This window comes from Robertmurraya beringensis, from assembly GCF_042433785.1.
GTDB lineage: Bacteria > Bacillota > Bacilli > Bacillales > Cytobacillaceae > Robertmurraya_A > Robertmurraya_A beringensis.
On sequence record NZ_JBHLUU010000027.1, the window covers coordinates 16094 to 38934 of the forward strand.

Annotated in this window: 16 protein-coding genes; 4 read left to right on the plus strand and 12 right to left on the minus strand. The window is 36.8% G+C overall.

The window, feature by feature from the left end; translation table 11 throughout:
• Positions 1–4 precede the first annotated feature (4 nt).
• The 3 genes from hcp to fdhA form a co-directional block, all read right to left on the minus strand.
• Complete coding sequence (gene hcp / locus ACFFHF_RS09265) at positions 5–1657, minus strand: hydroxylamine reductase (protein ID WP_377057964.1); 1653 nt, start codon at positions 1655–1657, stop codon at positions 5–7.
• A 299-nt stretch (positions 1658–1956) separates the two neighbouring features.
• Entirely contained in the window at positions 1957–2721 is a 765-nt protein-coding gene (locus ACFFHF_RS09270) for an aquaporin (RefSeq protein WP_160547782.1), read from the minus strand.
• A gap of 12 nt (positions 2722–2733) precedes the next feature.
• On the minus strand, positions 2734–3948 hold the full coding sequence (fdhA, locus tag ACFFHF_RS09275; RefSeq protein WP_160547783.1) for a formaldehyde dehydrogenase, glutathione-independent: 1215 nt from the start codon (positions 3946–3948) through the stop codon (positions 2734–2736).
• 250 nt (positions 3949–4198) lie between these two features.
• Here fdhA and ACFFHF_RS09280 point away from each other — a divergent pair, with 250 nt between their 5' ends.
• Both ACFFHF_RS09280 and ACFFHF_RS09285 read left to right on the plus strand, forming a co-directional pair.
• Complete coding sequence (locus ACFFHF_RS09280) at positions 4199–5965, plus strand: sigma-54-dependent Fis family transcriptional regulator (RefSeq protein WP_377057936.1); 1767 nt, start codon at positions 4199–4201, stop codon at positions 5963–5965.
• Between the two features lie 287 nt (positions 5966–6252).
• Positions 6253–7272 carry a DUF3231 family protein gene (locus ACFFHF_RS09285; RefSeq protein ID WP_160547785.1) on the plus strand — a complete coding sequence of 340 codons (1020 nt, stop codon included), beginning with the start codon at positions 6253–6255 and terminating at the stop codon, positions 7270–7272.
• Between the two features lie 296 nt (positions 7273–7568).
• Here the strand turns inward: ACFFHF_RS09285 and ACFFHF_RS09290 are convergent, their stop codons facing one another.
• On the minus strand, positions 7569–7958 hold the full coding sequence (locus tag ACFFHF_RS09290; protein ID WP_160547786.1) for a DUF1232 domain-containing protein: 390 nt from the start codon (positions 7956–7958) through the stop codon (positions 7569–7571).
• Between the two features lie 354 nt (positions 7959–8312).
• Between ACFFHF_RS09290 and ACFFHF_RS09295 the strand changes: the two genes are divergently transcribed.
• Complete coding sequence (locus tag ACFFHF_RS09295; protein ID WP_160547787.1) at positions 8313–9866, plus strand: ATP-binding cassette domain-containing protein; 1554 nt, start codon at positions 8313–8315, stop codon at positions 9864–9866.
• A gap of 65 nt (positions 9867–9931) precedes the next feature.
• On the opposite strand, the gene ACFFHF_RS09300 is transcribed toward ACFFHF_RS09295, so the two are convergent.
• From ACFFHF_RS09300 to ACFFHF_RS09330, 7 genes are all read right to left on the minus strand, one after another.
• On the minus strand, positions 9932–11365 hold the full coding sequence (locus ACFFHF_RS09300) for a GH32 C-terminal domain-containing protein (RefSeq protein WP_160547788.1): 1434 nt from the start codon (positions 11363–11365) through the stop codon (positions 9932–9934).
• Between the two features lie 204 nt (positions 11366–11569).
• Positions 11570–12403, minus strand: a complete 834-nt coding sequence (locus ACFFHF_RS09305; RefSeq protein ID WP_160547789.1) for an ABC transporter permease subunit — start codon at positions 12401–12403, stop codon at positions 11570–11572.
• On the minus strand, positions 12400–13341 hold the full coding sequence (locus tag ACFFHF_RS09310; protein ID WP_340903715.1) for a carbohydrate ABC transporter permease: 942 nt from the start codon (positions 13339–13341) through the stop codon (positions 12400–12402). Before ACFFHF_RS09310 ends, ACFFHF_RS09305 begins: the two co-directional genes overlap by 4 nt.
• Before the next feature lie 69 nt (positions 13342–13410).
• Positions 13411–14790: an ABC transporter substrate-binding protein gene (locus ACFFHF_RS09315; RefSeq protein WP_340903717.1), complete on the minus strand. Its 1380-nt coding sequence runs from the start codon at positions 14788–14790 to the stop codon at positions 13411–13413.
• A 511-nt stretch (positions 14791–15301) separates the two neighbouring features.
• Positions 15302–16489, minus strand: coding sequence for a response regulator transcription factor (locus ACFFHF_RS09320; RefSeq protein WP_377057937.1), 1188 nt, complete (start codon positions 16487–16489; stop codon positions 15302–15304).
• Complete coding sequence (locus ACFFHF_RS09325; RefSeq protein ID WP_377057938.1) at positions 16490–18244, minus strand: sensor histidine kinase; 1755 nt, start codon at positions 18242–18244, stop codon at positions 16490–16492. It abuts the gene before it with no gap.
• 17 nt (positions 18245–18261) lie between these two features.
• Positions 18262–19482, minus strand: a complete 1221-nt coding sequence (locus ACFFHF_RS09330; protein ID WP_340903719.1) for an ABC transporter substrate-binding protein — start codon at positions 19480–19482, stop codon at positions 18262–18264.
• A gap of 195 nt (positions 19483–19677) precedes the next feature.
• On the opposite strand from ACFFHF_RS09330, the gene ACFFHF_RS09335 reads away from it, so the two are divergent.
• Positions 19678–19914, plus strand: coding sequence for a DUF3231 family protein (locus tag ACFFHF_RS09335; RefSeq protein WP_377057965.1), 237 nt, complete (start codon positions 19678–19680; stop codon positions 19912–19914).
• A gap of 59 nt (positions 19915–19973) precedes the next feature.
• Here ACFFHF_RS09335 and ACFFHF_RS09340 read toward each other — a convergent pair whose 3' ends face one another.
• Complete coding sequence (locus ACFFHF_RS09340; RefSeq protein WP_340903721.1) at positions 19974–22649, minus strand: sensor domain-containing protein; 2676 nt, start codon at positions 22647–22649, stop codon at positions 19974–19976.
• Positions 22650–22841 lie beyond the last annotated feature (192 nt).

The window sequence follows — 22841 nt, forward strand, 5'->3', positions numbered from 1 at the left end:
AAAGTTAGTTAGCTACCACATTCATAAACATATCAATATCATCCGTTGTATTCGTAATGCTTCCTACACCAAAGTTTTCTACCAAGAAGTTTGTTACATTTGGTGAAAGGAATGCTGGTAATGTAGGACCAACATGAATATTCTTCACACCTAGATATAGAAGGGATAAGAATACAATGACCGCCTTTTGCTCATACCATGCGATATTATAAGACAATGGAAGGTCATTAATACTTTCCAAGCCAAGGGCATCCTTTAGTTTTAATGCGGTCATGACAAGTGAATAAGAATCATTACATTGACCAGCATCAAGTACCCTTGGAATCCCATTGATATCACCCAAATCAAGCTTATTATATCTATATTTCGCACAACCAGCTGTTAGGATGATGGTATCGTTAGAAAGTTCTTCAGCAAACTCTTTATAATACGTTCTACTTTTATGGCGTCCATCACAGCCTGCCATAACAAAGAATCGTTTAATATCTCCATTCTTCACTGCGTCAACCACTTGATCAGCCACTTGAGCGACTTGATTATGTGCAAATCCTCCAATAATTTCACCCTTTTCAATCTCAATAGGAGGATCACATTGTTTCGCATGCTCAATAATCACTGAGAAGTCTTTTGTTCCATCTTCTTTCTCCGCGATATACGTAACACCTTCTACTCCTGTTGCTCCAGTTGTATACATTCTATCCTTGTAGGTAGCTTTCGGTGGTACAATACAGTTTGTTGTCATTAGAATCGGACCATTAAAGCTTTCAAATTCACGTTTTTGTTCCCACCAAGCATTTCCGTAGTTACCTACAAAGTGATCATATTTTTTAAATGCTGGATAATAATTGGCGACGAGCATTTCACTATGTGTATACACATCCACACCCGTGCCCTCTGTTTGCTTTAATAATTGTTCAATATCTTTAAGGTCATGACCGCTTATTAAAATTCCAGGATTTTTACCAACACCGATGTTTACTTTTGTAACCTCCGGATGTCCATAAGTGGAAGTATTTGCGGTATCTAATAATTCCATTCCATGAACCCCATACTTTCCAACTTCCATAGAAAGTGCAATCAATTCATCCAATGTTAATGTATCATCTGTGATCTGCGACAATGTCTTTTGCATAAAAGCATACAGAGAGTCCTCTTTATAGCCTAAATGTGCGGCATGCTGAAGGTATGCAGCCAATCCTTTTAGACCATATGTAATTAGTTCTCTTAACGAGCGAATATCTTCATCTCTTGTGGCAAGAATACTTACCTCTTGTGAAGCGGCTTTGTTTTCAAACTCAAGAGTAGTCTCACCATACCAGGTCACAAAATCACTTGTATTAGCTAATTGTGAGCCAGCCTTTTCAATCGAGAACTTGATCTCTTCACGAATGTTTAGACCCTCTCTAACCTTATTATAAAAGTCATTCTTATCCCAGTTGGCATTTGTAATCGTCATAAAAAGACTATTTACAATAAACTCATCTACCTTACTATGCTTCAATCCTAGTTCTCTAGCTTCTGTATGAACAATCCCCAGACCCTTTACCACATAAACCAATAAATCTTGCATATTTGCTAAATCATCTTTTTTTCCACAAATACCGGCAATCGTACAACCTGTTCCATTTGCTGTTTCTTGACATTGATAACAAAACATACTCATTTAACTTCCCCCTACCTTCTAATCATTAGGTGACTTTACATAGTCATTCAATAATGATTTCACTTTAACAACGATCAGAAAAAGTAGGTGTGATATAACTCACTGATAAGACATATTTCACTTGATTGTCAAAATTGATGGAGAAAATCAAAGATTACTTGCTTTTTCTAAGACACGGCAATCGAACAAAGTTGTGATCTTCAAGATTAAAACACTATTAAACTTACAGCAGTTAGACATACGAAATAAAAAGAAAAAAACTAGGGAGTCATCCCCTAGTTTTCATCCTTACGCTATTTACCTATTTCTTTATGAGAGTTTTCCTTTATTAACGGTAGCTTTTCCGAACTATATATATACTTATAAAGTACCGCCGCTGCAACAGCACCCATGATTGGACCAATTACATACACAGGAAATTGAACCCAGTTGATATTGCCGCCGAGTAAACTATCGACAACATATGGTCCGAAGGTTCTTGCGGGATTAAATGATGCTCCCGTAGGACCGGCGGTCATCATGATGATCCCACCAACCGTTAAACCAATCACAAGCCCACCCCAATCCTTTGGGGCCCTGGAGTCTACTGCAACTCCCATAATGACGAACATAAGAATAAACGCTGCAATGGCTTCGATAAATATCCCCTGAATATACCCGGTAGATGGGGCAAGGACAGTTGCTCCTAAATTACCTATTAATACTCCATCCATGCCTAAAACGCTTACAATTCCAAACGCGCCAATGGTACCACCTACACATTGTGCAAGTAGATAGGGTCCTACCTCTTTCCATGGAAAATGACCTGTTGAAGCTAGTGCGATTGTGACAGCTGGGTTAATGTGACAACCCGTTAATCTTCCTATTGAATAGATCATTGCCATAACAATAATTGCGAAGGCAAAGCTTATCACTCCAATATCAGCCAATGTGGTAGACTCGTTGTTATTAGCCGTAATTATTCCATTAAAAGCGGCTGTGCCTGGACCAATTAGAACTAATAAAGCCGTACCGATACCTTCACCAAAACATCGTTTGAACAGGCTGGGTGTCTCCATCAGCAGCCAGCCTTATTTCACAAGTCCATGAGGGTCAATGACATATTTTCTTGAAGCCCCTTTATCAAACTCTGCATAGCCCCTTGGCGCTTCATCTAAGGATATGACCGTTGCATTAACCGCTTTTGCAATCTGTGCTTTTCCACTTAAGATCGCTTGCATTAAGTCACGGTGGTATTGCATGACTGGTGTTTGACCTGTAACAAATGTATGTGCTTTCGCCCACCCTAATCCTAAACGAACTCTCAATGTACCAATTTTTGCATCCTCATCCACTCCACCTGGATCTCCTGTTACATATAGACCTGGAATCCCCAGTCGTCCCCCAGCACGAGTGACCTGCATAATGGAATTTAAAACCGTTGCCGGTGCTTCTGTCGCATTGGCACCATGTGCAGATGCTTCAAAGCCTACGCAATCTACTGCACAGTCAACCTCAGGACTGCCTAGAATTTGATCAATTTGCTCTCCCAAATCAGGGTGATTACGTAGATTGACGGTTTCACAACCAAAGCTTCTTGCTTGGGCAAGCCTTTCTTCATTTAAGTCCCCTACAATAACGGCAGCAGCCCCTAATAGTTGTGCTGAATGGGCAGCTGCTAGCCCCACAGGACCTGCTCCCGCAATATAAACAGTCGCTCCTGGCTTAACACCTGCGCTCACTGCCCCATGATAACCGGTTGGAAAAATATCAGATAGCATTGTTAAATCTCTAATTTTTTCCATCGCTTGATCTTTATCTGGAAATTTCAATAATTGGAAATCAGCATACGGTACCATTACATATTCAGACTGACCTCCTACCCAGCCTCCCATATCTACATAACCATACGCTGAACCCGGACGGTCAGGATTTACATTTTCACAAATATGTGTGTTGCGCTCTTTACAGCTTCTGCATCGTCCACACGCAATATTAAACGGGACAGACACCAGATCCCCTTTTTTGATAAATTCCACATCACGACCAACTTCAATGACTTCTCCCGTTATTTCATGCCCAAGCACAAGTCCTTCGGGAGCAGTCGTTCTCCCTCTCACCATATGTTGGTCACTTCCACAAATATTTGTTGTTACTACCTTCAAGATCACACCGTGTTCACATTTACGTCCTACGTTTAAAGGATTGACTCCAGGTCCATCTCTTAAAACTAAATCTGGATAACCAATATCCATTACCTCTACTTTACCTGCACCCATGTAAGCTACTGCTCTATTTCCCCTCATGTGAAAATCCTCCCCTTTTGTTATGAAGTTTTATTTACAACCATATCATTGCAATTTTGATGCCAACTCTAAAAGGCGATTATGTAAGCGATTCCACACGACCCCTGGTAAAAGCGTGTTCAATAAATGAGCAAAGGGTGTCCTATTTTAAGACAAATGACTTTTAATCATTTCCTGAATATTGAAATAATAGTATAATATGGACAAAGACTGAATGGCCTTAATGTGAAAAGGAGGTAATATTTGTCATATGGTTACAGAAGTTCTTTTCGATAAGTATAATCTCATTAGTCAATCGTGGAAGCGTTGTCATGATTTTGGCCTCTCACCAACCGATCCTTTTGAGGACTCTATTTTGACTGGTAAGGCTTTGAGTGATCTGATTAAAGAAAATGAACAGTTAATCAACCATGCCTCTTCTGCTATTAACACACTCTTTCCCAACTACTATTCGGGTCTAGTGATCATCATTGTTGATCGAAATGGAACCATCATACATAGAGTGGGGCAATTGGATGGAACCAGCTCTGTTGATGTGCTATCCATAGGCTCTAATTGGTCAGAAGAAAACAAAGGAACCAATGCCATGGGGCTTGCCATCTACACGAAAGAACCCATTATCACTCATGCGGATCACCACTTCTATGTGAAAAATCATTTTCTAACATGTGCGGCAAGCCCTATATATTCACCAACGGGTGAGCTGATTGGTGCCGTTAATATCAGTGCAAGAAAGGAAATGTATCATCCATTTATTTTCTCCTTAACCAACATCATGGCGACTTTTATTCAAAATGGCTTGCTTTTAGACATAGCAAAAAATGAAAAGGTTTTGACCATGAAAGAACTAGAAGCGACTGCGAACTTGGCAAATGTTCCCCTTCTATCACTCGATGATGACAATAGAATCATCCGTGCCAATCAGTCAGCACGTAAATTACTAGGTGATGACTGTTATGGAAAAGAATTTCACAATACAAAGGGATATCCGACAAAAGTGGTGTCTGATCCAACACGTAAACAATATCGATCCATATTAGCTTTAAATCAAACAACAAATAAGAAATTGACTCCACAATCTCTATATACCATTAAGGATATTGTCGGGTCATGCCCAAAGATGAATGAAATCAGAAGGATCGTTAAAAAAGCGGCACTAACCGATTTCCCAATCATTGTATATGGAGAAAGTGGGACAGGAAAAGAGTTAGTTGCACAGTCTTTACATACATCTGGACCAAGAGGAGATCAGCCTTTTATTGCGGTTAATTGTAGCGCCATACCGGAAAACCTCATTGAAAGCGAATTGTTTGGTTACGAAAAGGGAGCCTTTACCGGTGCCAATCGTGATGGAGGGATTGGGAAATTTGAGGCAGCGAATGGTGGGACCCTCTTTCTTGATGAAATTGGTGACATGTCCCTAAAGGCACAAGCGGTTTTATTAAGAGTTTTACAGGAAAAATCAGTGACCCGTGTAGGTGGAACGAAACCCATCCCAATAAACACAAGAGTGATTGCAGCGACACATAAAAACCTTAGAAGAGAAATAGAAGCTGGACGTTTTCGAGAAGACTTGTATTATCGACTGAAAGGTGTGGTTCTGACACTACCTCCTCTCCGCGAGCGTTCAGACCTGATTGAATTGTCCAATCACTTAATGAAACATTTAGAATACCCAACTTTGCCTCTTTCAAAAGAGGCAAAAAAGAAGCTACTTTCGTATCAATGGCCAGGAAATGTGAGAGAGCTGAAAAGTGTTCTCATGCAGGCCTCGTTTCTCGCTGATGGAAATGAGATTCAAGCGGAGGACTTGGATTTTGAAATCGAATACGAGCAGGATAAACCATTTCTACAGGAAGAAAAGGATCCCCTTACCTCTCTGGTTCATTCAGAGAAAGAGGTGATTCGAAGAACGTTGGAATATGTAAGTTGGAATATTAGTAAGGCAGCTACGATCCTAAAAATTAGTCGAAATACACTTTATCTTAAAATTAAAAAATATCATCTTCAACAATAGAGATAAAAGACCATCAAACATTTTAAACGTTTGATGGTCTTTTGTATGCCGTAAATGTTGCGACTTTTTCTCCAAAATAAATATATCCCAGCCAATCTAGATCTTGCCTGCCGATTTATGAAACCACTTTTACATACTAATAGTTCTATATAAAATAATTATTTTTAGAAAATCAACCTATTTTATAAAATCTTGTGATGGTTGGATTTTCTAACTTGTTACATACTTTTTATACTCTAAGAAAACAATAAAAATACTAAATAATTTCGTGAATCGGAGGATGAACCTTGGAGACAAATAGCCCAATTCGATTAAGTGCTCCGGAAATTGCAAGCCTTTGGACACAATACATTTTTGATACAATGTCCATTTGTTTCTTTCGTTATGCACTCGAACATATCGAAGATTACGAAGTCAAATCGATCTACCAAACTTCTCTTGAAATATCAAAAAAGCATGTCGAAGAAATTACAGTATTTTTGTTAAAAGAAAATCACCCTATTCCACGTGGGTTTACAGAAAAAGAGGACGTAAACATTCACGCACCACGTCTTTTTCAAGACCCTTTCTACCTAAATTATATTTATATCATGACTTTGCAAGGAATGACTGGGTATGCTTTATCTGTTAGTAATTCTATTCGTTCTGATTTACGGAAGTATTTCAAAACCTGTATGTCCGAAACGATGGAGCTTTTTGATCAATCCATTGATTTAATGCTTTCAAAAGGACTTTTTACTCGACCTCCTATTATTACACCACCCGAATCGATCGATTTTGTAAAGCACCAAAGTTTTTTAACTGGATGGTTAGGAGATCGTCGTCCACTGAATGCTATCGAAATTGGAGATATTTCTTTCAATTTGTTGAAAATGCATTTACATGCTGCTTTAAAAGTCGGATTCATCCAAGTAGCTCAATCAAAAGAGGTTCGTCAACATTTCACGAGGGGACTTGACATTGCCAATAAACATATAAATATATTTGAATCGGTATTTAAGGAAGATAATTTAAATTCACCTATTTCCTGGCAATCAATGATCACGAACTCTACCTCTGTGACCTTCTCAGATAAATATATGATGTATCAAATTCAATTGTCTGCACAATTAAGCCTTTCATATTATGGTTCTGCTTTGAGTGTCAATGCAAGAAGAGATCTAGGTGCTAAATACTTACGACTCATTTTAGAACTTTTACACTTTGCTGATGACGGAGCGAACATAATGATAAAAAATGGATGGTTAGAGCAGCCTCCATTAGCAAGTGACCGAGAATCGCTTGCAAAGGAAAGGAATAATAAATAATATGGGTCACTCCTCTTGGTTGAATAAAGGCGAATCTAAATTTCAGATAATGAAGTTTAGATCCGCCTTTTATTGAATATTTCTTTCTTGAAAATATTCATAGCATAGGGAGAGAAAACCTTGTATGCGTCATTCATTTTTCAAAGAAAATGGAAATGATCTTAGTACGATTGGTAAGGAATTTGATACAATTCCTCTTCTATATCCATCCCTTCTGAACATTCCCTATTTCCCGCAAAGAGAATTTTCGCTAAAAATAGAAAAAACCAGGGCATAATCCCTAGTTTTCATGTTTATTAACCAATCTTTCCATCGATGTCAGATGTATCAACGTTATCTCCGAACCATTCTTGTAATTTCTCTTTTGCTTTACTCTTAATATCTTCATCAATATACATAGCCACTTGGAACAAGGCAACTCCTAGAGCGCCTAAATCATCTGTATACCCTACGCCTACCACTACATCTGGAATTAAATCAAGCGGAAGAATAAAGTATCCTAATGCTCCAATGATGATGGTCTTTGCTTTTACTGGTACTTCTGGTTTTTGAAGAGTAAAGTATAATAGTAACACTGCATACACAACGGAAGAACCTGCTTTTTTAGCAAACTTCTTTAATTTCCCCCAAAACTTTTCATCCGAGAAGTGTTTTCCGGAATCTTTGAATTCTTCTGTATTAGTCATCTCTCTTCCCCTTTGTACTTTATAATTTAGTATATTTTTTACTCGATCCAAAAGATTTACTTACTGGGCACCACCTGTCTATTTTTACCATTTTTTTCGGTGGCCTGCTCTAAATTTATTTCTAGCTCATTTGATAGAAGCAATGCGTAGATCACCACATCTGCTATTTCATCAGTAATAACGTACATTTTGTCGTCTCTGGCTTCTTACATAACCCCATTTAATAACGAAGGTCAGACTCCATTTAACCTAATAATTATAGTACATTTTGCAAATAAAATAAATTCAAGATAGAAAATCTAGTCTAAATCTAGTAAGATATCTTCATGTGACATTAGATAAGGGGTTAAAAAAATGAGCGTATTAAACGTACAAAATTTAAGTCATGGTTTCGGTGATCGTGCCATTTTTAATGATGTGTCTTTTCGACTATTAAAAGGCGAACATGTTGGATTAGTTGGGGCAAATGGTGAGGGTAAGTCTACTTTCATGAATATTGTTACTGGGAAGTTACAACCTGACGAAGGAAAAGTGGAGTGGTCACGAAAAGTTCGTGTTGGTTATCTAGATCAGCATGCTGTACTTCAAAAAGGTACTACGATGCGTGACGCTTTGAGTACTGCTTTTCAATATCTATTTGATGCTGAAGCAGAGATCAATGAACTTTATGCAAAAATGGGTGATGAAGGTGCCGATATCGATGCATTACTCGCAGAAGTTGGAGAGCTACAAGAAACGTTAGATAGTAATGATTTCTATCAAATTAATTCAAAAGTTGAGGAAGTGGCTCGTGGTCTAGGATTAGACGCTGTTGGACTCGATCGAGATGTAGATGATCTTAGCGGTGGGCAACGTACGAAAGTTTTGCTAGCTAAGCTTTTGCTAGAAAAACCTGAAATCCTATTACTAGACGAGCCTACCAACTATTTGGATGAACAGCATATTGAATGGTTGAAGCGCTATTTACAGGAATATGAGAATGCATTTATCTTGATTTCACATGATATTCCATTCTTGAACAATGTGGTGAACTTGATCTATCACATGGAAAACCAAGAGTTGAACCGCTATGTTGGTGACTATGATAACTTCTTAAAAATATATGAAATGAAGAAGCAACAGCTAGAATCTGCTTACAAGCGTCAACAACAAGAAATTGCTGATTTGAAAGATTTCGTTGCTCGTAACAAGGCAAGTGTTGCGACCCGTAATATGGCGATGTCTCGTCAAAAGAAGCTCGACAAAATGGAAGTTATTGAATTGGGGAAAGAGAAGCCGAAACCAGAGTTTATTTTCAAAGAAGCTCGTGCTTCTAGTCGTTGGATTTTCGAGGCTGAAGATCTGGTTATTGGTTACAATGAACCCCTTTCTCGCCCTCTGAATTTAAAAATGGAACGCGGACAAAAAATTGCATTCGTGGGTGCAAACGGTATTGGGAAGTCTACTCTTTTAAAAAGTATTCTTGGGTTGATTGATCCGCTGGAGGGTAAAGTGGAACGTGGTGAGTATCAATACATCGGGTACTTCGAGCAGGAAGTGAAACAGTCCAACTACAACACTTGTATTGAAGAGATTTGGAGCGAGTTCCCAAGTATGAATCAGGCTGAAGTCCGTGCTGCTCTTGCAAAATGTGGATTAACGACGAAACATATTGAAAGTAAAATCGAAGTCCTTTCTGGTGGAGAAAAAGCCAAGGTTCGATTGTGTAAAATTCTAAACACAGAAACGAATTTATTAATTCTAGACGAACCTACCAATCACTTGGATGTGGATGCAAAAGAAGAATTGAAGCGTGCTTTAAAGGCCTATCGCGGAAGTATCTTGATGGTATCCCACGAACCTGATTTCTATCGTGAAATTGCGACTGATATTTGGAATTGTGAGGATTGGACTACGAAAGTATTTTAAATAAAGATGAAGGGGTACCTCAGTAAAATTTTACTGGGTACCCCTTTTCTATTTATTTCAATATATTAAGATCTAAACGCCTCATAACGAACTTCTTTTAATTGGGCTCCTTTGCCTGAAAGGACAATGCTTGTTCCTTTATCTTTTTCATATGCCGTAAAAGTTACCACTTTTTCGCCCTTATTCACAAAGAGTTCAATTGAATGAAGATCCACGTAAAATTCTAGTGTGTTTTCATCATTGTTAAAGCAGTCATGTACGGTAATTGGTTCACTATCTCCATAATCAGAAGTAATCACAACAGAATTGGATGATGGATTCACACTCACACGTGTTGCTTTTTGATCTTCCTTGTTTAATTCAACAACAAACGATTCACTCTTAGATAACAGTGATAGGGATAAATATCCTGCTCTTCCGCTTTCAATGGTCAAGTCCTCATTTAATGTAACATGTTCATGAACAGCAACCGTTGTGAAATAATCGTCATGGCTAATATAAGCTTGTTGAATGAGTGTGTTGTTTTTGATGTGTAACTTTCTTGGTAAACTCATCATGCCGTTATAACCGTACTCTTTTGGTGGCGTTGCTTTTGACCAACGGTGCATCCATCCAATTAATAGTCTTTCTCCGTTTTGACCGTCCGTTGTTTGAGGTGCATAAAACGTTGAATAATCTAGCAAGCCCTTTGCCTCAGGTATGAATGCTCCGTTTTCAAAATCCATGTGTCCAATCACATATGATGTCTTTTTCTCTACTTCTCCGTCAAATTCAGGGTCGCATGGCATTTCAGAGAAAATTAGCACATCTTTTCCGTCTAAATGGAAGAGATCCGGACATTCTAGTAACGTATTTTCTTCAAATGACATTTGAAATATGGAAGAATGAAAGCTCCACTGAAGTAAATCGTTTGATTGGAACATGATGATTTCACCACGACGTTTCGCGTTTCTTACCGCTAAAACACAGTAGTATACCCCTTTATGCTCTAACACTTTAGGGTCTCTGAAATCACAAATGAGATACCCTTCTGGCAACTCTTTTTCACCAATCACGGGATTCAATGAAGACTTCTCGAAATGGATACCATCCTCTGACACTGCCACACACTGACGTTCAGCAATTTGTGATTCATCTTTATCAAACCCTAAGTTAGGATCAATATGACCTGTATAAATGAGATAGAGTTTCCCATCCTTTTCAATCGCACTTCCGGAAAAACACCCGTTTGCATCATACGCTTTGTCATTGGCCATCGCTACAGGGAGGTACTCCCAATTGACAAAATCATTGGTTGTTGCATGACCCCAATGCATGTCATTCCATACAATGTCGTACGGGTAATACTGATAAAAAAGCTGGTATTTCCCTTTGTAAAAGGAAAAGCCATTCGGGTCATTGAGCCATCCGATTTCCGGTGAAAAATGATAAAGGGGGCGATTATTTGTTTTATGTTTGTTTTCTTTAATAAAGTCGTTTGCTTTTTGTAGTCGATTCATAGGGCACCTCTTCTATTTAGGCTGTTTTCGCAAAGCTTGTTGTTAAAATCTAAAAGCCGATTTTAACGTGGAAATAGCTATTTTGCGCTTAAGAATGTAGTTTGCAGGCTCTTTTCTTATTAAATTCATGCTATTTTCTGCTGATATTTAGCACAATTATTAAAATTAGGTTCCAAAAAGCAACAAAGTTTAAGAAAATAGCCTTTATTTAATTCCACTTTGCATGGAACCTTCCACAATGTATTTTTGGAAAATGATATAAAGAATAACAATAGGAATCGTTACGATGGTTAGTGCTGCCATCATATGACTTGTGAAAATGTTATACGTGTCTGCAAAAACTGCATTAAGCGCAACTTGAATCGGCATCAAATCTGCGTTTGATAACGCCATTACCGGCCATAAAAAATCATTCCATGATGCTAAGAACGTTAAAATTCCAACGGTAATATACATATTTAAGCTTGATGGCATGACGATTCGGAAGAAACATCCTACTTCACTTAGTCCATCGATTTTTCCTGATTCAATTAATTCACCAGGAAAGGATAAGAAATGTTGTCTGAATAAGAATATGTTCATCACATTGATGATAAATGGCAGCAAATAACCTGGAATTGTGTTGATTAATCCCATCTCATTTACCACTAAAAACAATGGAAGAATGGTCGCTTCAATTGGCACAATCATAAGTGCGATAATAAAAATTAAAATCCAATCCTTCAATGGAAATTTAAATCTTGCAAGAGCATACCCTGCCAATGAATTGATGGTTAATCCTACAACCACTGTAACGGATGCATAAATCAAACTATTTCCAACGTTCTTAAAGATGTTATAAAAACCTAATAACTCCACATAAGAGTCAAACGAAAGATCAGAAAATCTTGGAACAAAGGCAAAGATTGTACCCATATCCTTGTAAATCACTTCATCGATTTTAAATGAAGAAAGAATCATCCAAATGAGAGGAAGTAAAAATTGTAAGGCCACAATAGAGGCGAAGAGATAAAATAAGGTTTTCTTTACAATTTTCATGCTACTTTCTCCTCTCTAAATAGCTTTTTAATAATGATTGAAATTACGACTAAGAAAATCGTGAATACTAACGTAATCGCACTGGCATATCCAATGTTTCGATGACGGAATCCATACTCATAAATATATTGCAAAATGGTAATCGTGGAGTAATCTGGACCTCCACCTGTCATAACCATCGGTTGAACGATGAGTTTAAAAGCCTGAATCGTAGTGGTAATCACTAAAAACATCAGAATGGGTTTTAATGAAGGAATGGTAATAAATAAAAACTTTTGAAACGCATTGGCTCCATCAATATCCGCTGCCTCATAAAGGCTTCCATCAATATTTTTAAGTCCCGCTAAAAAGATCATCATTTGATACCCACACCCTGACCATGCAGAGATCCCAATGATCGTATACATTGCTTGAGACGCACTGGAGAGGAAAGGCTGCTTGGAAATCCCAACATTCGCAAGGAGTTCATTAATTAAACCAGATGTAGGGTTTAACATGACCGTCCAAAGGATTGAGATCACAACAAGAGATAAAACAGCTGGAGAAAAATAAGCAGTACGGAAGAATCCTACACCTCTGATTTTTTTGTTAACAATGAGAGCAAGTCCAAGTGCCATTGACAGTTGCAGAGGAACAACAAACACCACAAACTTTAACGTGTTTTTAAAACTTTGGATCAACACTTCATCTGTCAGCATTCGCTTAAAGTTTTCAAGTCCAATATATTCCTTGTCGTTTGGTTTTAATAAATAGTAATCTGTAAACCCGTACGTAAACGCTAGAATAATAGGTAATACAATAAAGAGAATCGCCAGTATTAAAGCAGGTGTTAAAAATCCGTAAGCGGACACGATATCTCTTGTTTTGTAATGTTCACTTTGTTTGAGGTGTTCAGTTGTATTTCTCACTTTTACAATACGTTTGATCAATTTCTTCATGGTCCACACCCCTTTTTAAAAAGAGTAAGAGGTGAGGTCATTCCCTCACCTCTTACTTTTAACAACCGATTATTTTTTGTACTTGGCAAATTCTAATTCAATTTTCTTCGATGCATCGTCTACATATTTCTTGATTGTTGCTTCATCTGTCGCTTTGTTTTGAGCGATTTTTAGAATAACGTCTTTTGCAAAGGTTTCAGAAAGATAAGGATATCCAGGTGATACCGGACGAGATTTGTTTGTGTTTTCAACTTGATACTTTAATACGGTCCATGCATCGTTGTGATATGGGTTGTCCGTATTGGTATCAATCGCGTCAACAGAATTAATTCTGGTTGGAATAGAACCGTTTTTAGCGAAGTATTCTTTTGATGCTTCGTCGTTTGTTAACCATTCCATGACTTCAACGATTTGCTTAACGCGTTCTTCGTCTTCTTCTTGTCCGTTTCGAACAAATGCCCAAGAACCAGATGGTGTGTATAACCCGTCGAAGTCTTCACTCATTTTCGGATAACGAACGGTCTTGAATTTTAAGTCAGGATAATTATTGATTAGTTCATTTACATACCAGAATCCACTAACAGATAGTGCTGATTTTCCTGTATGGAATGTTTTTTCAGATTCTGTCGCACTAGCAAGTGCTGGCTCAGCAAATAATTGCGCATATTTTGTTAATGCTTCTACACTTTTCTTACTGTTTAAGACGCCATCAACAGTGACACCATCTTCAGCAACGATGTTTGCATCATTTCCCCAAAGAAGTGGTGTGAAGTAGTATGTTCCTAATTCATAGGCACCTGCAGTAATGTCTGTTAATAATAGACTTACAGCCGCTTCATAATTTGCAAACACTGGATCATTCGACGATTTTGCAAACTCGTCCACTTTTCTTGATAACTCAATAAATTGATCCCATGTCCAGTCTTGATCCAGTGATGGAACTAATGCTTTTATATCTTCAGGTAGTGCATTGATCATGTCTTCGTTATACATGATGGCTACGCCTGAATCAGAATAACCCATTCCGTAGAATTTCCCGTCCACTGTTCCTTGGTCGATGATTGCTTGCGTGAATCCATCTTTGAATCCTTCGCTCATGTATCCATCTAGTTCTCCAAGTAATCCTGAATCAACATAAGCCCCAATATCAGGTCCGTCTAATGTAAAAATATCAGGCATGTCGTTTGCTGTAATTGCTGCATTCAGCTTATCAATGTAGCCTGAACCAGCTCCTGCACGTGTGATGTTTTGTATTTCAACTTTAGGTCCGTCTGGATGAGCCTCATTGTAGCTCTTTACTCGGTCAGCAAACATCTTTCCTTCTGGATGATCTGCCGCGGCTTGTGTCCAAACGACAATTTTGTCACTGCCGCTAGTTTTGTCTGAACTACAAGCTACTAACGAAAAGACTAAAGACAGTATTGAAACAAACAATATTAACTTCTTCATACCTCTCCCCCTATTTCTCTCAATATATTTTCAAGCGCTTTCATTATTGAAGTACGAGTTAGCTTGGCGCTTTCATAAGTTAATGATAAGGTATATAAAGCGCTTTCAAAATGCGACATTTCTCTAAAAAATGTTTAAATTCTTATTATTGAAAAAAATACTAAAAGATTCTGTTTTTTCGAGTACTTTCTTTTTAAAATACACAAGAATTAACGTATGAATTGCCATAGCTTTTCTTTCTTTATTTACGTTTCTACGAAATCGAGGGTCAAAACAAACTTATCTGTTGAGGGTTAGGTTAAGCACATCCGAGATGATATATAGACGGAGAGATTCCGCCTATTGGCTCGAAAACATAGAAAATAGGAGATTAAGCTTTGCATAAGCGGAAAACCTTCCCCTATTTCCCCCTGAACAAGGCTCTATTCTGCATCTAGCCGGAAATTCTCCGCTTATTATACTTTTGCTAGTTTCTCGATTACGGAGTTTTATCAAAACGGAACACTTTAACCTAGTTGGGAGAGGCTTCCTTATTTTTCACTAGTTTACGATATTCGCTTGGTGTATTTTTCATTTTCCTTTTAAATACTTGGCTGAAGTAGCGCTGATCGGCATAGCCTACTTTTTCGGCAATTTCATATGTCTTAAGATCTGTATTTTGCAGGAAAAGGCATGCATATTCTATTCTGACATTTGTTAAATAATCGAGAAATGTAAGACCGGTTTTTTGTTTAAAAAGCAAACAGAAATAGCTAACACTTAACCCTACTTGTTCGGCTGTCTGCTCCATGCCTATATCGGTTTGAAAGTTTTTTCGGATATAATCGAGTGCCTCTTCCATCATATCTGCAGCGGATTGGCTGGGCTTATATTCTTTCTTTAAACGTTCTTCTGTCAGAACATTACCACTTATATAGTTTTCATATTTAAGTAATTCCTTGGCAGCATCAACGGAATGCTTTATTTCAAATAACTGCTCAACGACTTTACCAACAGAGATGATGCAAGGGTCAGCCCCTGCAGAAAGAAGTTGCTGTGAAAATGCATCGGTAATATCAGCTGCTTGATTAATAAAGTCCTTTGCCATTTCAACGACTACTATCACTTCTCTATCTGACAGCTTGTAAACAAATAAATCCGCATTCCACTTAGAAACAAAGTCTTCAATTTTTGTAATAATTAATTCGATTTCTTCCTTAACGTTTTTTATTATTACTGAGAAATAAAGAGCTTGCTTGTTGTTGATTTGTGCGTCCACTTTCCCGGATGTAATCAGCTCATAAATCGCATATTTCTCTTGCTCATACACTGTTACTTTTTGAGCTTTTATCTTGTTAAGTGCTCTTTTAACACAATCTTCCAATTCATCATAATCAATGGGCTTTAAAATATAGTCGAACGCGTTATTTTTAATGGCTGCTTTTGCATATTCAAAATCATCATAGCCGCTTATTAAAATCACCAGTGGCTTATGATCGATCTGATTTAATGTTTTTAACAGTTCAATTCCGCTCATTTCGGGCATTGAAATATCCGTTAATAGAAGATCTGCTTGTTGATTTTTGATGATCTTCATAACTTCTTGTCCATTTTCAGCTGTCCCAATGATTTCACAGTCTAATCCCTGCCAATCAATGATTTGTGTAAGATTATTTAAAATTAACTTTTCGTCATCCGCAATTACTACTTTATATCGCATCTAATCACCTCTAATCGGAAATGAAATTTTAATTACCGTCCCTTTATTTTTCATCGAACAAATGATGAGACCATATTTCTCTCCGTAAAAAAGTCTCATCCGCTCATCAACATTGCGTACACCGTGACCATTATTTGCCTGACTATGCAGATTTTCTAGTCTCCAATTATTTAGTTGCATCAGTACACGTTCATCAATACCCTTACCATTGTCTTCAATCCAAAATTCGCCTTGGCCGTTTGATATCGTACCCCTAATCTTTATCAGCCCTTCTTCATCATCTCTTTTTGAAAACTCATGGATTAAAATATTTTCTACAAGCGGCTGTAGAATTAATTTAAGGACCGGATAATGATTCAGCTCTTCCACTACATCTACTTCAAAAGAAAATCGATTATTAAATCTTATTTTCTGAATTTCCAGATAACTAATTACATGACGGATCTCATCTTTTACTTTCACCTCATAACCTCCATTAATGCTAATGCGCAACAGCTTACCAAGGTTAATCGTCATTCTACTAATTTCCCTTTGCCCGTTTAAAGCGGCGAGTGCATTAATGGATTCAAGTGTATTGTATAAAAAATGAGGATTGATTTGCTGCTGTAGCACTTTAAACTGAGCCTCACGCTTGCGTTCCTGTTCTGTCTCAATATCTCTCATTAATTGTTGAAGTCTTCCAGTCATGTTATTAAAGCCCTGCGAAATATTTTGTAATTCTTGAAATTTAAATCTTCCCATTCGTTTGCTCAGCGTGCCTCTTTCAACTTGCTTCATGCCATTTAATAGTTCATGAATAAAGCGAGAAATTCTTTTTAAATACAAAAAATTAAATAAACCGGCGGTTAACACCGTAAACCCTACAACGATTAACATGGTGTTTCGAATATTGACAATATCACTCGCAATCGTTTTCAATGGCTTTATTGATACTAGAATGAGCTGTGTGTTACCTCCGGTTTCAAAACTAGACGGCATATAGGTAATTAAACTTTTTTCACCGTCCCATTCATCCGTAAGGTAACCACTTTTATTTGTTGGAAATTCAGCAAAACTTTCAATGTCCAGAGTTTTACCAATGAAATTTCGATTTAATGAATAAAGCACGGTCCCCTCTTTATTTACAATCAATTCATGGCTGGGACCTCCATAAATATCTTTGAAAATAGGATCAAATAAATCTAGTTTTACATGTAGTATTAAATACCCTAAATTATCAAGCGTGTTTATATCCTTTACGACTCTAGATTGAGTTAGAATATAGTCCTGGCTAAAAACAAGATTTTGATTTTCATATGGTGTTAACCAAACCGGACGACCTTTCTCCTGTAAAAGCTTATCCAAAAACAAATTTGAGCGAAGATCATCTAAGCTCGTAACCATATCATCGGTAAAAGTAATCACATCCCCATCATGCCTATAAAGAACAAGATTATCAATCTGTGAATTTCCATACATCTTTCCAGCGATTTCCTGCTGATCGCTGTAAAATTCATAGATCGAGGATGTATTTTGTGTATTTAAATAGTCCTGAATGGCACTTGATGAAACAATATAGTCAGAAAAGGAATTCACTTCAGTAACAGCAGCTAATAAATTTCGATCAACCGCCTTTAAAGTTTGAATCATTTGCTCACTAATATTTTTTTGTAAGGTGGTGGATGAAATTTTGTATGAAACAATCCCTAGTATAATGATAGGAATTAATACAAAACAGATAAAAGCTATAATTAACTTATGCTGAAATTTTAACATATCGGCACCTAATTCTTTTAATTAGAATAACGGTTAAACATCTCTTGTAGATTCTTAAGATAAACATCCATATTGTGATCATAGTAAAACTGTGCTGTATATTTTCGAAAATCAGATTCTGCAGCTGTTCCACCTGCCCAGTAATGATTTGGCCAATTTACTATTTGCCCATTTGCAATTTTTTCTCTTATTAAATGACTTTCTTGATGGGTGTTTGTGACTCCTATAACCGCACTGATCGAACCTTCAAAATCGGATATCCTTTGAGCGTTTTCCTTTTTTATTAAAAACGCTAAAAACGATTTCGCTACTTTAGGATGTTGCGTATCAGCTGAAATGGCAAATCCAATATCCACTCCTCCCAACACATGATGATCCTTTTGATTCGATGCAGGAAACGGAAAAATCCCATAATTTAAATAAGGATTTGACTTTTCGATCATCTTTAACGCCCAAGTTCCCATAATGTACATGGATCCTTCACCATGCGCAAATTTATTATTTACCTCATAATAGCTGTCTTCAAAAGAATTGGGCTGCACATATGAAAGCACAGTTAGGGTTTTTTCTGATATTTCCCTCCACCTTGGATCAGATACAATGGAAAACTCATTCTTTTCCCAATAGCTCGTCTCGAATTCATTGGCTACTAGATTTAGATTAAAAATACTCGCCTGGTTTGTATCTTTGTTTGGCATGAGTAAAGGTGTTTTTCCATTAGACTTTAAATCTTCCAAAACTTGCACAAACGAATTCCAACTGTTAGGAACCGATAAATGTAATTCTTCGAAATGATCCTTATTATATAGAACTCCTACAGCATTTTGCGTTAAGGCAGCACCGTACATCTTTCCGTTTATAAGATAACGATTTTGGATAGTGGGTTGGATATTTTTAATGAAGGGTTCATTTGATAAATCAAGCAAATATCCTTTTTCAGCTCTTACTTTATAATCTTGTTCGATCGGATAGGTAATAAATAGATCTGGAATATCACCTCTCGCAATTCTTGCCTTTAACACGGTCATCGGCTCAGGTACAATGACCTGCTTTATCGTAACGTTAGGATGCTGTTTTTCAAACTCTTGAATAAGTTCATTAAAGATCACTTCTGTCTCAGGTTTCGGTGAAAAAAATTCAAGTTCAATCTTATCTTTTTTTTGGAGAGATTGATCTATTTCATTTCCTGTACAACCGGCTAACAAGAGTATGATAAGAATAGAAAGTAATCGCTTCATATACCCTCCTAAATAATATCTAACTAATACTTTGTTAATCTTTATATATACTATAAATCTCACTATTTTGCTTAGCAATCTTTTATTTTCATTCAATTCATTCTATCCAATTTGACCATCTAAAAATACTATAGAAAAATCTTAATTACTTTCTTCGTATTTACGACAAATGAAAAGAAAATGAATTTTAATGGAATGAACGTCGGGGGTGATGGGGTTGCAATGGGGTTGATCCTTAGAAAAGATCTGGTTGGTCAATATACGAGGTTAATAGCAGAAATAATGCAGTATGCTAACGATGGTACAAAAATAATGAAACTGCCCCCCTTATTGATAGATTTATATCTGACAATAAGGGGGGCGGTTATTATCTTGAAGACTTCCACTTTCGAAAAAAAGCCTGCCATTGTATCTTTTCTGATTCCTTTTTAGCTAACATTAGCTCGCCACCAGGAAAAGGTTCAATCAATTTGTCTATTTTCTATTTCCAACTAGTTTTTGGATTGATACTGTATTTTTGGTCCATTAATAGCTTCTCTCTGCAGGTATTGAAAGAGGTCTTTTTTTACTAGTGGGTATGAAACATAAAATCCTTGGATTTCATCCGAGCCTTTGTCAATAATATATTGAAGTTCTTCTTCTGTCTCAATTCCTTCACAAACAACTTTCATACCCAGATCATGTATTAAATTAATCATTGCTGAGGTAATGGCTGCGTTTTCTTTTGCTTTGGGCACGCCAGTCACGAAAGAACGATCAATTTTAATAACATCCATATTCAATTTTTTTAGATAAGTAATCGATGAATTTCCTGTTCCAAAATCGTCAATGGACAATTGAACACCCAAGCTTTTCAAATTCTTTAGTATATCAAGTATTCTTTGTTCATCACTAATCAAAATACTTTCTGTTAATTCTAGTTCCAATGCTTGTGGAGGAAGTTTGTAACGTTGTAACATTGTCTTAATGGATTGGTCTATAGTCGATTGATACAATTGTTTTACTGAGACGTTAACGGAGACTCGAATATCTGTATTCCCAATTAAATGGAGGTGCTTAAGGGTCTGCAAAGATTCATTTAGTACCCATTCACCAATGAGAACAATGTCTCCGGTTTCTTCAGCCAAAGGAATAAATTCGTCTGGGCAAATCAAACCCAAACTAGGATGTCTCCACCTTAGCAATGGTTCAAAGGTTGATGTTATTCCTGTTTTTACATCTATTCTCGGTTGGTACACAAGAAAAAAATCTCCATTTGATAAAGATGATTCTATGCTATTTTGAATAAGAAATTTTCGCTCTTCTTGCTCTTGAATGGAATTTTCAAAAACTTTGTAATTGTTCTTTTTCCCTGTTTTAACAAGGTACATAGCCTTATCGGCTTTATGAAGTAATTCGTTAATATCTTCTCCGTGAGCAGGATAAACACTAATTCCCATACTTGCTGTCGTACGAAATAATTTTTCTTCGAGATAAAAACCGGGTTTAAATGCTTCTAAAATTCTTTGAGCTATATCAATGGCAATATCAAACTCGCTGATATTCGGGATAATCAGGACAAATTCGTCTCCCCCAACACGGGCCAGTGTATCTTCCTTTCTTATACAGCTTAATATTCTTTTTCCCGCTTCGATGATCATCGCATCACCAAATTCATGACCTAAATTGTCATTAATGATTTTTAGTCGATCTAAGTCAATATACAAGATCGCCATCATAAACCCATGGTTTTTAGCTTCTTTCATATGACTATGCATAAGTTCTAATAATTTTCTACGGTTTGGTAATCCTGTTAAATGGTCCTTATAGGCCAGTTGCTCAATGGTTTTTAAATGTTCTTTTTGTTTAGTAACATCTTTTGCGATGCAAAATACTCCAGTGACGATTGATTTGACGGTGATAGGCATGACCGTGACATCCAGGTCAACCCTACGACCTTCTTTATGAAATGCTTGAATCTGTATTCGTTGTGGTTTACCTGACAGAACTTGTACAAATAATTGTTCTGCCTCATTTCTAAATTCAGGCGCAATTAAATCAAGAGGGTATTGTTGACTCATTTCTTCCCTTGAATACCCAAATGTTCGAATGGCCATTTCGTTAACAGTGATGATATTTCCTTCAAGATCTAGTGAGAACACACTATCTAAGTTGTGATCAAACAAAGATTTATAGCGATTTTCGGTTAGTACTAGTTTATTTTCTTCTACAAGACGATCTGTAATATCTTGCATCGTTCCAATGGTTTGAATGGGTCGTCCATTATCATCGAGAAGGCATTGAGAGATTGAATGTAATGTTCTTATACTTCCATCATCTAATATAATACGGTAGATATTCGTAACGTTTTCCCCTGTCAATTCCTTTTCTCTACTATTGATTAAAATACACCGATCCTCATCATGAACTTTGGACAATAAATATTCAAACGTAGGTTTGATGTTTGGAGACAACCCGAAGAGTTTGTACGTCTGGGGACTCCAAGTTAACTTATTGTTCACATTGTCAAATTCCCAGTAGAGAATGCCTGCAATCTTTTGGGCTTGTGATAACACTTTTTCACTTTTCTCCAATTCATTCTGGATTTGACGCTTTTCTGTCACGTTTACCGCACTTCCGACAATTACATTTTGCCCATTAAAGGATTGTAAAGAAGGATAAAGGTCTACGTAAAGCTCCATACCATCCTTTCTTTTGGCTTTCACTTGATATTTACTACTTACCTTCTTTCCATCAAGTCTATCTTTTACATTTGTAGATATCATTTCGTGGTATTCCTCAGTCAATAAATCATACCTGGTTATTGGTTTTTCATAGATTTCTTTTCGTGTATAACCGAATAATTCAGCAAAAGCAGGACTCACGTAAAGAAAAGCATTATCTTTATAGATAAAAGCAGCTATGGTCGAATTTTCTAGTGTTAGTTTGTACTTTTCAATTTCCATCTGGTAAGTAAAATTCTTTAACTGTTGTTTCTTTACAGACTCTAAAAAGATATAAAACGGAATTGTAAAGATAACCATCAAAAAAAGTTTAACTGACCAAGAAGGAATATTAAGAACCTCGTATAGGTAATGAATGATTAAGTGGTCGAAAAAAGTAGTTAGTAACAAAATAAGAACGTATATAAATAAGACTGGGTATGGATATTTAGCGAACCAACGCATGAAAACACCTTCTAAATTAATTTCATTTACTAAAATCTCTTTTGATTGTTATCGTAGGTGTATTTTACTAATAACTAAATAAAATTATATTTTATCTTATGTTGGTGAAAAAATACACAACCATTTTTCTTCCTTATTAAAGTTTAATATCCTTGGGTTTAAGGGATCATTTTTTCCATACATTATTTAGTA

Bases quoted from the DNA above. Each gene is read 5' to 3' on its own strand.
- ACFFHF_RS09335 (WP_377057965.1), top strand. From the start codon at position 19,678: ATGAACGTCGGGGGTGATGGGGTTGCAATGGGGTTGATCCTTAGAAAA.
- ACFFHF_RS09290 (WP_160547786.1), bottom strand. From the start codon at position 7,958: ATGACTAATACAGAAGAATTCAAAGATTCCGGAAAACACTTCTCGGAT.
- ACFFHF_RS09295 (WP_160547787.1), top strand. From the start codon at position 8,313: ATGAGCGTATTAAACGTACAAAATTTAAGTCATGGTTTCGGTGATCGT.
- ACFFHF_RS09320 (WP_377057937.1), bottom strand. From the start codon at position 16,489: ATGCGATATAAAGTAGTAATTGCGGATGACGAAAAGTTAATTTTAAAT.
- fdhA (WP_160547783.1), bottom strand. From the start codon at position 3,948: ATGAGGGGAAATAGAGCAGTAGCTTACATGGGTGCAGGTAAAGTAGAG.
- ACFFHF_RS09300 (WP_160547788.1), bottom strand. From the start codon at position 11,365: ATGAATCGACTACAAAAAGCAAACGACTTTATTAAAGAAAACAAACAT.
- ACFFHF_RS09280 (WP_377057936.1), top strand. From the start codon at position 4,199: ATGGTTACAGAAGTTCTTTTCGATAAGTATAATCTCATTAGTCAATCG.
- ACFFHF_RS09330 (WP_340903719.1), bottom strand. From the start codon at position 19,482: ATGAAGCGATTACTTTCTATTCTTATCATACTCTTGTTAGCCGGTTGT.
- ACFFHF_RS09315 (WP_340903717.1), bottom strand. From the start codon at position 14,790: ATGAAGAAGTTAATATTGTTTGTTTCAATACTGTCTTTAGTCTTTTCG.
- ACFFHF_RS09310 (WP_340903715.1), bottom strand. From the start codon at position 13,341: ATGAAGAAATTGATCAAACGTATTGTAAAAGTGAGAAATACAACTGAA.
- ACFFHF_RS09325 (WP_377057938.1), bottom strand. From the start codon at position 18,244: ATGTTAAAATTTCAGCATAAGTTAATTATAGCTTTTATCTGTTTTGTA.
- ACFFHF_RS09270 (WP_160547782.1), bottom strand. From the start codon at position 2,721: ATGGAGACACCCAGCCTGTTCAAACGATGTTTTGGTGAAGGTATCGGT.
- ACFFHF_RS09340 (WP_340903721.1), bottom strand. From the start codon at position 22,649: ATGCGTTGGTTCGCTAAATATCCATACCCAGTCTTATTTATATACGTT.
- hcp (WP_377057964.1), bottom strand. From the start codon at position 1,657: ATGTTTTGTTATCAATGTCAAGAAACAGCAAATGGAACAGGTTGTACG.
- ACFFHF_RS09305 (WP_160547789.1), bottom strand. From the start codon at position 12,403: ATGAAAATTGTAAAGAAAACCTTATTTTATCTCTTCGCCTCTATTGTG.